The organism is Winogradskyella wichelsiae (assembly GCF_013403925.1).
Taxonomy (GTDB): domain Bacteria; phylum Bacteroidota; class Bacteroidia; order Flavobacteriales; family Flavobacteriaceae; genus Winogradskyella; species Winogradskyella wichelsiae.
This window is the reverse complement of sequence record NZ_JABFDJ010000003.1, coordinates 244,375-257,420: the sequence shown is the minus strand read 5'-3', so window position 1 is coordinate 257,420 and position 13,046 is coordinate 244,375. Positions and strand designations below refer to the sequence as shown.

10 protein-coding genes are annotated in these 13,046 nt (G+C 32.4%); 2 read left to right on the top strand and 8 right to left on the bottom strand.

Features of this window, described 5'->3' with window-relative positions; translation table 11 throughout:
• Positions 1 to 253: 253 nt before the first annotated feature.
• Positions 254 to 4,342 (top strand): T9SS type A sorting domain-containing protein, encoded by a 4,089-nt coding sequence (locus HM985_RS08420; RefSeq protein ID WP_179375830.1) that lies wholly within the window; start codon positions 254 to 256, stop codon positions 4,340 to 4,342.
• 78 nt (positions 4,343 to 4,420) lie between these two features.
• Here the strand turns inward: HM985_RS08420 and HM985_RS08415 are convergent, their stop codons facing one another.
• The 8 genes from HM985_RS08415 to porX form a co-directional block, all read right to left on the bottom strand.
• A complete protein-coding gene (locus tag HM985_RS08415) occupies positions 4,421 to 5,800 on the bottom strand; it encodes a nucleotide sugar dehydrogenase (RefSeq protein ID WP_179375829.1) in 1,380 nt (459 codons plus the stop codon).
• A 115-nt stretch (positions 5,801 to 5,915) separates the two neighbouring features.
• Positions 5,916 to 6,935, bottom strand: coding sequence for an NAD-dependent epimerase (locus tag HM985_RS08410; protein ID WP_179375828.1), 1,020 nt, complete (start codon positions 6,933 to 6,935; stop codon positions 5,916 to 5,918).
• Positions 6,936 to 7,009: 74 nt separating this feature from the next.
• Positions 7,010 to 7,387 (bottom strand): hypothetical protein, encoded by a 378-nt coding sequence (locus HM985_RS08405; RefSeq protein ID WP_179375827.1) that lies wholly within the window; start codon positions 7,385 to 7,387, stop codon positions 7,010 to 7,012.
• 45 nt (positions 7,388 to 7,432) lie between these two features.
• The gene (locus HM985_RS08400) at positions 7,433 to 8,632 is read right to left on the bottom strand and encodes an alanine dehydrogenase (protein ID WP_179375826.1); all 1,200 of its coding nucleotides are present in this window, start codon (positions 8,630 to 8,632) and stop codon (positions 7,433 to 7,435) included.
• Between the two features lie 100 nt (positions 8,633 to 8,732).
• Positions 8,733 to 9,266, bottom strand: coding sequence for a hypothetical protein (locus HM985_RS08395; RefSeq protein WP_218843390.1), 534 nt, complete (start codon positions 9,264 to 9,266; stop codon positions 8,733 to 8,735).
• Positions 9,229 to 9,375, bottom strand: coding sequence for a hypothetical protein (locus HM985_RS08390; protein ID WP_179375825.1), 147 nt, complete (start codon positions 9,373 to 9,375; stop codon positions 9,229 to 9,231). Before HM985_RS08390 ends, HM985_RS08395 begins: the two co-directional genes overlap by 38 nt.
• A gap of 156 nt (positions 9,376 to 9,531) precedes the next feature.
• The gene (tsaE, locus tag HM985_RS08385) at positions 9,532 to 9,987 is read right to left on the bottom strand and encodes a tRNA (adenosine(37)-N6)-threonylcarbamoyltransferase complex ATPase subunit type 1 TsaE (RefSeq protein WP_179375824.1); all 456 of its coding nucleotides are present in this window, start codon (positions 9,985 to 9,987) and stop codon (positions 9,532 to 9,534) included.
• Positions 9,988 to 10,177: 190 nt separating this feature from the next.
• Positions 10,178 to 11,725, bottom strand: a complete 1,548-nt coding sequence (gene porX, locus HM985_RS08380; RefSeq protein WP_179375823.1) for a T9SS response regulator signal transducer PorX — start codon at positions 11,723 to 11,725, stop codon at positions 10,178 to 10,180.
• A gap of 41 nt (positions 11,726 to 11,766) precedes the next feature.
• Here porX and HM985_RS08375 point away from each other — a divergent pair, with 41 nt between their 5' ends.
• Positions 11,767 to 12,996: an HD domain-containing protein gene (locus HM985_RS08375; protein WP_179375822.1), complete on the top strand. Its 1,230-nt coding sequence runs from the start codon at positions 11,767 to 11,769 to the stop codon at positions 12,994 to 12,996.
• Positions 12,997 to 13,046: the final 50 nt, after the last annotated feature.

Sequence of the window (13,046 nt, the reverse complement as noted above, 5' to 3'; positions counted from 1 at the left end):
ATAAAATCAATAGAATTTTTTTAATAAAAAATATTGAATGAGAATAACGTAGATAATTTCTCTAATATGTTAAAAATCAATTTATAACGTCTAAATATGATCTTTGGTCGTAAATATGTAGTATAATTACAGTATAATATAAAAATTCTTACAATTAATTTCGTTTAGTCGAAAAAATTAGTGATTTCATCTTTTTATTTATTTGTTTTGATAGATTGAGACACTATTTGGAAGTATATAAAGAATACCGTTCATGAAAGCCCCTACAAAAATAAAAAAACCATTATATTTATTCTTATTAGTATTTATTTTATCAGGTTATAAAATATGTGCACAAGAAAAAGCTTTTCCTAGTGCTTTTGGTGCTGGAGCCAATGTGTCAGGAGGCAGGGGAAAACCTATCTATTTTGTTAACAATTTAAATAGTACAGGTTTAGGTTCTTTTAGACAAGCCATATCAGATGCGGGTGTTACTAACGGTGGTAATATAGTGTTTAATGTTAGTGGCACAATAGAATTAGAACCAGTTGAAGATTGGTTAACCCTAAATGTGTCAAATTTATCTATTTGGGGGCAAACAGCACCACAAGGAGGAATTACAATTACAGGCACAAGGATTAAAATGCAACAGTGTAATAACGTTATTATTCGTTACCTCAGGATTAGACCAGATTATAGTGGTTCTGATGCTTTTGAAATAATTAGTTCATATGACGTTATTTTAGATCATGTATCAATTAATTGGGGAGGTGATGAGTCCGTAAGCACAAGATCTTATGGTGGTCAACCAACTTATAATATTACTTTTCAAAGATTATTAGTTGCAGAAAGTAAAACAGGGACTCTTTTTGGAAATACTGGTGCCCCTTCAGAAGCTTATGATTTAAGTATTCATAATTCTTTATATTTTAATGTATCGCATAGACATCCCAATTTATTTACAGATGGTAGAGGAGACATTATTAATAATGTCGTTTGGGATTGGCAAGCTAGATTATCAAGAATAGGAGGCAATGGAGAAGTTAACATGATTAACAATTATTATGGCATGGGGAGTCGAAATAATTTAGGAAATGAAGTAAATTGTATTGATACCAACTATAGTCCTTCTATTTATGCTGCAGGGAATTATATAGACAAAAATATATTTACAGATCCTGAAGCTGATAATAAGGTGTTATATGTAGAGTTTAATTTAGGAGCTCAAGATGTTCCAGCTCCAGATATTTATTTCAATGATATAGCTTACCCTTTACTTGGAGTACCTGTAGAAATTAATGCAGCAACCGATTCATTTACGGATGTTATAAATGATGTTGGAGCAAATGCATATATAGATAATAATGGTGTAGTACAAAGAGAATCTGATTTTATCGATGATGATTATCTAGAAGTAATTAACTTAGGTGAGGGGAGTTATGAAACTTATGAGAATAGTCCTGAGACCTTTACAAGTCAGCAAAGATACTTGGATTTTCATAATAATGTCTCTCATATTGCGTTAAGTACTAGACCAGATAATTATGATGAAAACGGAAATGGAATAGCAGATACTTGGGAGTCTAATTATATGAACGGGGCTTCTGCAACAGATACGGCTTCCAGTGGGTATACGTGGTTTGAAGAATTTGTTAATCAAGTAGATAATTATAATACAATAGCTGCAGAAAGCGTAACATTAACACCAAATACTACAGAATTAGCATTGTCAGATACGCTTCAAATATCAGTGAATTTTATACCTGTAAATACAACAAACCAAAATGGAACTTGGACCTCAAGTAATCAAGATATAGCCACCGTAAGTATTAATGGTCTTGTAACTCCTATTTCTGTAGGAGAAGTAATAATAACATTTAGATCAATAGAAGGTGAACTTTATGACGCAACTGAAATAACGGTTTTTCCCGAAGCGCTCCAAGCGAGCGCAAGTAATGACCAACAAATTTGTCATGGGGAAAGTGTTATTCTAACAGCTAGTGGTGGAGCAAGTTATCTATGGAATACTGGTGATATTACGGAAAGTATTGAAGTCTCTCCAGAAGAAACCACAGTTTATAGTGTTTCGATATCAGATAATTATGATCAGGTTGAAGCTATTGATATAATGGTTTCTGTAAATGCAATGCCAACAGCATATGCAGGTGAAGATCAGTTTATATGTTTCGGCAGTTCTACGGTTCTAACTGCCACAGGGGGAACGTCATATACATGGAATACGGGAGAGACAACAGCTTCTATTGAGGTAAGTCCTACGGAAGAGACAATTTATAGTGTAGAAGTTAGTGATAATTTTTGTTCTAGTATAGATGATGTTGTTGTTATTGTCAATGCAGCACCAGAAGTATCAGTATCTGATGATATTGTTATTATTGAAGGAGAGTCGACAACACTTTCTGTAACAGGGAGTGAATCTTATATATGGAGTACCGGAGAAACTACCACATCAATATTAGTAGCTCCCATAGTAACCACAGCTTACACAGTGACTTCTATTGGAGAAAATGGCTGTATTAGTAATGAGGAGGTCACAGTCACTGTTATTCCTGAAATGACGGTTAGTGCAGGAGAGGATATTACTATATGTAGTGGTGAAAGTATAACTCTATCAGCTTCTGGAGGCTCTATTTATACCTGGAGCACGGATCAATCTGGTGCAGAAATAAGTGTTAGTCCAACGATCACAACAACTTACACGGTAACTGGAGAAGACGATTATGGCTTTACTAATACAGATGAAGTTACTGTTTTTGTAAATGATATGCCGACTATAACGGTCAATGAAGATTTATTTATTATGATAGGAAGCTCAGTCACGTTATCAGCCAATGGAGGATCTTCATATCTTTGGAGTACAGGTGATACAATATCTGAAATAAGTGTATCCCCAGAAAATACTACAATTTATTCCGTAACAGGATTTTCTGAAAATGGCTGTCAAGATACAGTCGAGGTTACGGTTACAGTATTAGAGGAATTAAATGCCAATGCGGGTGAAGATGTTGCAATTTGTCTTGGAGAAAGTGTCATTTTAAATGCCTCAGGTGGTTCAATATATCACTGGAGTACGGGAGAAACAGAGGCATCAATAAATGTTAATCCAATAGAAACCACGACTTATACAGTTACAGTCTTTGATAATTTAGGTCGTTCCGATTCAGATACAGTGACTGTTAATGTTAATGCATTGCCAGTAATAAGTGTCAGTGAAAATATTAATATTACAGAAGGAGAAAGTACCGTTCTCACCGCAAATGGTGCTTTAACTTATTTATGGAATACAGGTGAAGTGTCTAATTCTATTACTGTTAGCCCACTAGAAACGACGACATACAGTGTTGTAGGAACTTCAGATTCGTGTAACAGTGAGATTGTAGAAATCGTAGTAACAGTGATTCCATCATTTGAAGCTTCAGCAGGGGTAGATTCAAGAGTTTGTGATAATGAGAGTTATGAAGTTATATTAACTGCGAATGAGGGGGATAGTTATTTATGGAGTACAGGAGAGACCACTCAGAGTATTACCGTAAATCCATTATCTACAACGTCGTATACGGTTGTTGTTTCTCAAGGAGAACAAACGGATTCTGATGATGTTACCGTCTATGTAGATCCTAGTCCAGAAGTCGTAATCGCTAATGGGGAAAATGTTGATATTCTTAATGGTGATTTTGTAACATTATCAGTGTCTGGTGCAAATACTTATGAATGGAACAATGGAGGATCTCAACCTAATCTAGCAGTAGGTCCCTCTATTACAACAGTCTATGAAGTAAAGGGCTTTGTAGGGCAATGTTATGATCAAAAACAAGTGATAGTTAATGTTTTACAACCTGTTGTTGCTGATGCAGGTGAAGATGTTTTAATTTGTTTAAACGAGTTAGTAACATTGTCAGCAAGTGGAGGTGATGACTACCTTTGGAGTACGGGAGAAACTACTCAAAATATATCAGTATCTCCTATTGAATCTACAGATTATTCAGTTACGGTCTTTAATGACTTGGATTTTGATGAAGCAACTGTTAGCGTCGAAATAGATTCCAATTGCTCCTCAGGTCAACCTGTAGATGATACAGATGAAGTACCAAGCCTATCACTACATTTATATCCAAATCCGGCAGAAGATATCGTTAATATAAAAATATCAGGTTCATTTATTATCTCTAATATCAATATTATTGATGTAACGGGTAAATTAGTTCATCATTCTAAAGTCAACAATGAAAATTTAAGCAGTACACTAACAGAACAAATAGATGTTAGTGCGCTTCAATCAGGCGTCTACTTTATAAAGCTTGAAGATCAAAGTAGAGTGGTAACAAAAAAATTAATAGTTAATTAATTATAAATGTTTGATATAAAAAAAAGGCACTAAACTTATTGGTTTAGTGCCTTTTTATATATATAATTTGTTAGAAATTTATTTTCCAATAGAAGAATACACAAATCCGATTGTTTCCATTTCTGATTTGTCTAAAATGTTTCTACCATCAAAAATAAAAGCTGGTTTCTTCATTTGACTATAAATCTTTTTCCAATCGTATGTTTTAAACTCATCCCATTCTGTCATTACTGCAATAGCATGTGCATCTTTAGTTGCTTCGTAAGGATCTTCAAAGGAAGTAACTAATTCTTTGTTCTCTTGTTCTGTTCTTGTATTAAGATAATTTAAATCATTTTGAACTTTCTTATCATTAACTTTAGGATCATAAACAGCGATATTAGCTTGTTCATTTAACAGGTGGTCTGCTACATAAATGGCTGCAGATTCTCTGGTGTCATTTGTATCCTTTTTAAAAGCCCAACCTAGCATCGCTATTTTTTTACCCGATACCGTATTGTAAAGTGTACTAATTAAATTATCAGAAAAACGACGTTTTTGATGATCATTTAAAATAATAACCTGTTCCCAGTAATCTGCGACTTGGTTTAAACCATAACTTCTAGCAATATAGACAAGATTCAAAATATCTTTTTGAAAACAAGAACCTCCAAAACCAATAGATGCATTTAAAAACTTTGATCCAATTCTAGAATCCATACCAATAGCCTTAGCAACTTCATTTACATTAGCTTCTGTATGCTCACATAATTCTGAAATGGCATTAATTGAAGAAATACGCTGTGCTAAAAAAGCATTAGCTGTTAATTTAGACAGTTCAGAAGACCATACATTGGTTCTTAATATTCTTTCTTGAGGTACCCAACTTCCATAAACATTCGCTAAGCTTTCAATGGCATCTTCAGATTCACCACCTATTAAAACACGGTCCGGATCTAATAAATCTTCAATCGCTGTTCCTTCTGCTAAAAATTCAGGATTAGATAAAATTTCAAATTTCACATCACTTCCTGTATTGTGTAAAATACTTTTAATTGCTTGAGCTGTTCTTACAGGTAAAGTTGATTTTTCAACAACAATTTTATCTGTAGTTGCAACTTCAGCAATATTTCTGGCACATAATTCTACGTATTTTAAATCTGCAGCCATCCCTTTTCCTTTTCCATAAGTTTTGGTAGGGGTATTCACAGAAATAAAAATCATTTCAGATTCAGCAATAGCTTCATCAATAGCTGTTGTAAAGAATAAATTTTTACCTCTAGTTTCTTCTACAATTTCAGCTAAACCAGGTTCGTAAATAGGCAATTTTGATACGTCTTTATCATTCCAAGCCGCAATACGCTCTTCATTTATATCAACGATGGTAACTTTTATATTTGGATTCTTTTTTGCTATTACTGCCATTGTTGGACCTCCAACATAACCTGCCCCGATACAACAAATTTTTGTTACTTTCATGCTTTTTAATGTAATTTGATTAAAGTCAATTTTATATATACTATCTCATTATAAAACGACCTCGTTGATTGATTGTTTTTAATAATGTAAATATAATTTATTTAAGTTTTAAAGATTAATTATAATAGCCTTTATACCAATTTACAAAGGATTTTACTCCTTGTTTTATTGTTGTTTTAGGACTGTAATTATAATCGTTGATTAATTCATCCACATCTGCCCAAGTGCGCTCTACATCACCTGGTTGCATTTCCATCATGTCTTTTGTGGCTGTTTTGTTTAGGTTTATTTCTATTTCTTTAATGAAATCTAATAATTTCACAGAACTATTATTACCTATATTATATAATTTATAGTATTGATTAGAATCGATCCTTTCTTTAGGTGATTTTTCAATAACTCGAATCACTCCTTCAACAATGTCATCGATATAAGTAAAGTCGCGCTCCATTTTCCCATGATTAAAGACTTTAATCGGTTTATTTTTAACGATAGCGTCTGTAAACAAAAACATAGCCATATCTGGTCTTCCCCATGGTCCGTAAACGGTAAAAAATCGTAAGCCAGTAGTTGGTATTTTAAACAAATGGCTGTATGTATGTGCCATAAGTTCATTGCTTTTTTTTGTTGCTGCGTATAAGCTAATTGGGTGGTCAACATTGTCTGCTGTAGCGAATGGTATTTTCTTATTCATACCATACACACTAGAACTACTCGCATAAACCAAATGCTTAATGGTATAATTTCTACAACATTCTAGTATGTTTAAAAAACCAACAAGGTTAGAATCTACATAAGTTTCAGGGTTTTCTAAACTATATCTAACACCAGCTTGAGCAGCTAGATTACAAACAATATCAAATTTTTCATTGTTGAATAATTTAGGAAGCTCCTCGCGATCTTCAATATTCATTCTTACAAAAGAGAAGTCTTGAGACGCACTTTTGCAAATGGTATTATAAATTGATGCTTCATCTTTAACGATGCCTAATTCTAATAATCTTGAATATTTGAGATTAACATCATAATAATCATTTAGGTTATCTAACCCAACTACTTGATGACCTTTAGATACTAGGATTTTAGATGTATAAAATCCTATAAATCCTGCTGCGCCTGTTACTAATATTTTCATGTTTTTAAATAATCTTTCAAAGATTAAAATTTAAAGGTTAATGTCTAAATTTTAAAGCTATTAATTTCATTTTATTAGTTGTAAGAGTACATAATATCGAGAACAGTTACAATTGAGTCACAGTTTTTAATCTGTAATTCTAAATCACGATCTTTAAAACTATTTTCTATCTGATATATTTTGCAGGAATCTATTTCTGTTTTACTTTCTGAAAAATTAACATTTCCAAATTTCACTAAATTGATAATGGTTGTAGAATCTAAAGCTTGTTTTGAAATAAAAAGAGAAGCTTTCTCTGAATATTTAAAAGGCTTAGAGCTAATATTTTTTACAGTTCTGGCATTAGGACCGTAGTCACAAGAGGCATCTTTTCCATTTAAAAAAAATAAAAGAAGAATTAAACCTAAAGTAAAACCTCCAAGATAATAACCTAAACGATGTATAAATTTCATAATAAGATAAATAGATCTGTTTTAACTATTAATGATAAAAACAGATTAGAAAATTAATAAATTGGCATCACTATACTCTAGACCAAACCATTCAGCCACAGATTTATTTGTTAAAATACCGTGGTAAAAATACAACCCATTTTTTAAACCACGATCAAAACGGAGGGCATTTTCTATTCCACCATATTCTCCTATTTCTAAAAGATAAGGTGTGAATATATTACTTATTGAGACCGAAGCTGTCCTAGAGTATCTAGCAGGTATATTTGGTACACAATAATGAATAACGCCGTTATATTCAAAGGTTGGGCGGTCGTGTGAAGTTACTTCACTAGTTTCAAAACATCCCCCCATGTCAATACTTACATCAATAACAACCGAGCCAGGTTTCATGTTAGAGACCATACTTTCTGTTACGATAATTGGTGCTCTGTTTGCACCTCTTACAGCACCTATAGCAACATCACAACGTTTTAAAGCTTTTAAAATATTTTTAGGTTGCATTGTTGATGTGTAAATAGATTGTCCTAATTTACTTTGTAGCCTGCGTAGTTTTGTAATTGAGCTATCAAAAACTTTAACATTAACGCCTAATCCAATAGCTGAACGAGCGGCAAATTCACCAACAGTACCAGCGCCTAATATGACTACTTCTGCAGGAGGAACCCCGTTAATGTTTCCCATCATTAAACCATTTCCGCCATTAACGTTTGATAGTAGTTCGGAAGCTATTAAAATTGAAGCTGTACCCGCTATTTCACTAAGTGAACTTACAGCAGGGTATTGCCCATCGTCATCTTTAATATATTCAAAAGCTAAAGCTGTAATTCTTTTTTTTGCTAATGCTTCAAAATAAGTTTTATTTTGAGTTTTAATTTGAAGTGCAGAAATTAATAAGGTTTGTGGATTAATAAGTTTTATTTCTTCTAAAGAAGGAGGCTCTACTTTGAGAATGATAGGGCAGGAGTAAACTTTAGAAGTATCTTTTGTTACCTCTGCCCCAGCTTCGCTATAACTTTTATCTTTAAAATTAGCTCCCTCACCAGCACCAGATTCAAATAATACGCGATGGCCATTAGCTGTTAATGCAGATACAGCATCTGGTGTTAAACAAACTCGGCGCTCCTGAAATTGAGCTTCTTTAGGGATCCCTATAAAGAGTTCTCCTTTTTGTTTAAGAATTTCTAAAGTTTCTTCTTGAGGTAATAATTGGGCTTTGGTAAAAGGTGATAAAGAAATGCTCATTTGAAGTTAATGACTTTGGTTTACCATTGCAATATAACAAATACCCTTGTATATTTAGATATAATTTATTTCTTCAAATAATTTTTATATTTCAAAACCTTTAAAAATACTGCTTAAGTTTTTTCCAAATACCTTTAGGTTTAATCATAAATTCCTCTTCAAGTTCTTCAAGTGTTTTATCTACATTATTAATTTTATTGAACATTTTTGCTCTAATAAGATATATTGAAGGAACAATAAGAACTAAAATAGGTAGTAATATAACAAATGTTCCTTCATCAAGCCTTCCTGCTTCTGAATTCCAGCTGTTTATAGATTGAAAAGCATACATAATAATAGGGACCAAAAGTGCGTGGTACCACCAATGACGGCAAGTGAAAAACCATATAGTTAATAAAATGAGAGGAATAAGTTTGCTCGTATAAACCCACATAGCGTACTGAGCCTCTTCCCAAAAACCGCTATCGTAAGTAAATAGGAAAGTGTCCCAAACTTTGACAGAGGGGACACTTTCATGTAAAGAATATAAAAGAGGTGTAGAAACTATTATAGTGGCTATAATTGTACCAACAATGGCACTTCTACTTAACCTTTTATTAACCGTTTGGGACGAGCTTTCTAAGTTTCTTTTCAATTTGTGTTGTAGTTTGTCCATCTAAGTCAATAATGTTAGAAGCTTGTGCAGTAAATAATACTCCTCCAAAGATAGCAATTGCTAATACTAGATTTTTTTTAGTTTTCATAATATAAGGGATTTAGTTAATTAATATGATTCAAATGTATAAGCATCGTTAAGCTTAAGCAAATGAGAAATTGTTAAAATCCGATAAATCATAGACTTGCAATTACGGTTTTTCCGCAAAATTAGTTTTATCTGTAGGAATATTAGTGTTAAATTTTTATTGTATTGGGTTCGTTTTAGTGTTTGTATGTGCTGTGTTTACGGTTATTTTTATTAATCTTTTGTCATCAGATAAATTAATGATCGTAATCGTTTGGTAAATTTCAGGTATTAATTCCTCAATACGTTCTGACCATTCCATAAATAGCCAATGGCTACTGTTGATATAATCTTCAATTCCAAAATTATAAGCTTCATCAATTGATTCTATTCGGTAGAAATCAAAATGGTAAATTTTATCGTTAGGCAAGTTATATTCATTCACAATTGAAAATGTTGGACTCGTAGCTTGGTCTTCACTTTTCATCGCTTTTAATAGAGCGTTGACAAAAGTTGTTTTACCTGCACCCATTTCTCCATTAAATAATATTACTTTTTCATGCAAAAGACTTAGAACTCTATTTGCTATAGTTTCAATGTCATCAAAATGGTATATAAATTCAATGGTTTTCACTAGTTCTTTAGTTCAATTTGAAATACAATGGTAAGGATTATTTTTTTAAAAACCAAGACGAATTCGCTTTTCGTCGGATATAATTGCACTTCATAGAGTTGTATATAATAGGATGCCTAGTTTTTATTTAAATAAAATGCTCTGTAAATAATATACAGAGCATTTTAATCATTAGATATGTTATTGCTATCTATTTTGGGTCTAACACTACGAAAGGAATAATCATTTCCTCAAGAGAGACGCCACCGTGTTGGTATGTGTTTCTGTAATAGCTTACATAGTGATTGAAATTATTTGGGTATGCTAAAAATAAATCACCTTTAGCAAAAATAAAAGAACTGCTCATTGTTAATGAGGGTAAGTGGACAGATTTAGGGTTTTTAATCGCTAACACATCTTTATCTTGGTAGGTTAAACTTCTTCCTGTTTTATAACGTAAATTTAAACTCGTGTCTCTATCTCCAATAACTTTTGTTGGTGCTTTTACGTTTATAGTGCCGTGATCTGTAGTTAAAATTAGTTTAAAACCAAGTTGTTGTGATAATTGAATCATTTCTAACAGCGGAGAGTTTTTAAACCAACTAACTGTTAGAGAACGATAAGCCTTGTCATTAGAGGCTAACTCTTTAACAACGTCCATTTCTGTTTTAGAGTGCGAAAGCATGTCTACAAAATTATAGACTATAACGCTAAGGTCGTTATCTTTTAAAGATCTAAAATTTTCAACTAATTTTTTTCCAGCTTTTAAATTTGTTATTTTATGGTATTCATGTTTTAAATGACTTAATCCTAATCGTTTAAGTTGCTCTCTTAAAAAATCATCCTCATGCATATTTTTACCTCCTTCATCAGTGTCATTTTTCCAGTATTGCGGAAATAGACTCTCCATATCTGCAGGCATCAATCCTGAGAAAATAGCGTTACGTGCATATTGGGTTGCTGTAGGTAAAATACTATAAAATGCCAGTTCGGACGCTTTTTTGTAGTAATTATTTACAATCGGCTCAAAAGCTTTCCATTGGTCATAACGCAAATTATCGATAACAACTAGCAACGTTGGTTGCTTATCGCTTAATTCTGGAACTACTTTTTCTTTAAATAAATTATGAGACATTACTGGAGCATCAGATTTAGGAGAAAACCAATCTTCATAATTCTTCTCAATAAATTTACCAAATTGCATGTTGGCCTCCGTTTTCTGAGATTCTAGAATGTCAGTCATTCCGATATCTTCAATATTTTCTAATTGCAACTCCCAGTAAATAAGTTTTTGATATAGATCTACCCATTCTTCATAAGAGTTTACCATAGACAAATCCATAGCTATTTTTCTAAACTCTTGCTGGTAATTAGATGTTGTCTTTTCTGAAATTAAACGAGAATGGTCTAAATTCTTCTTTAAACTCAATAGAATCTGATTCGGATTTACAGGTTTTATTAAATAATCAGCAATTTTATTACCAATGGCTTCTTCCATTATATATTCTTCCTCACTTTTCGTAATCATTACTACAGGTAAGTTGGCTCTGCGCTCTTTTATTTCATTTAAGGTTTCTAAACCTGTTAATCCTGGCATATTTTCATCTAAGAAAACAATATCAAAATTGGTATCGGTAATAATTTCTAAAGCTTCAGTACCACTTTGACACTTTGTAACTTGGTAACCTTTTTGCTCTAAAAAAATAATATGTGGCTTAAGTAAATCTATTTCATCGTCAACCCAAAGAATATTTATCATGTTGTGGTATATTTGTTATCTAATTAGTGAATTTTAAAATTTTGCCTACAAATAATAAGCTTAAAATCTTTAACGATCCAATTTACGGATTTATTACGATTCCGAATACTTTAATATTCGACATCATTCAGCATAAATACTTTCAAAGATTACGCCGCATTAGTCAAATGGGATTGTCTTATTTGGTTTATCCTGGCGCACATCATACCCGATTTCATCATGCCTTAGGCTGTATGCATTTAATGCAAAAAGCAGTCAATGTGCTTCGTTTTAAGGGAGTTGTGATTTCTGAAGAAGAAGAAAGTGGATTGCTAATAGCTATTCTCTTGCACGATATTGGACATGGCCCATTTTCTCACGCTATGGAACATAGTATTGTGGATCGTGTTTCTCACGAAGAAATATCGCTTCGATTTATGGAAGAACTCAATATTGAGTTTAACGGAAGTTTAACTTTAGCCATCTCAATTTTTAAGAAAGAATATCCAAGGCAATTTATGTGCGAGCTTATTTCGAGCCAATTAGACATGGATAGAGCCGATTATTTAAAGCGTGATAGCTTTTATACAGGTGTTGCAGAAGGGAATATTAATAGCGAACGTTTGATTACAATGCTTAATGTTGTAGATGATCAATTGGTACTTGAAGAAAAAGGAATTTTAAGTGTCGAAAAATTCTTAGTCGCAAGAGGTTTTATGTATTGGCAAGTATACTTGCATAAAACAAGTGTGGTGGCAGAGCAATTATTAGTTAGAATTTTAAAACGTGCAAAGGAGTTGGTTTCAATAGGGGTTAAACTTAATTGTAGTGAAGCGCTTTTTTTCTTTCTAAGTTCTGAGATTAATGCAGAAAGTTTTAATACTGAAACATTAGCTGTTTTTTCAAAATTAGACGACTATGATATTGTGGCTGCCATGAAAGATTGGCAAAATCATGAAGATTTTGTGATTAGTAATCTTTGCCAAATGATACTCGAAAGAAATTTGCTCAAAATAAAAGTGAAAAATAAACCAATAGACACGTTAAGTTTAAAAATACATGCTGAAGCATTAATTAATAAACATGATATTTCGGCTTATGAAGCTGAATATTTTGTGTTTCAAGGCATGCTAGTAAACCAAGCTTATGAGAATAAATTTCAGAAGATTAAGATCTTATTTAAGTCAGGAAAAATCAAAGATATTATAAAAGCATCCGATCAATTAAACTTAAAAGCACTAAGTAAACCGATTACTAAATATTTTATGTGCTATCCTAAAAAGAAAATGTGATCCTTTTTTTCTATTTTTGCGGAAACTAACCGTGCCATTAAAATCAATTT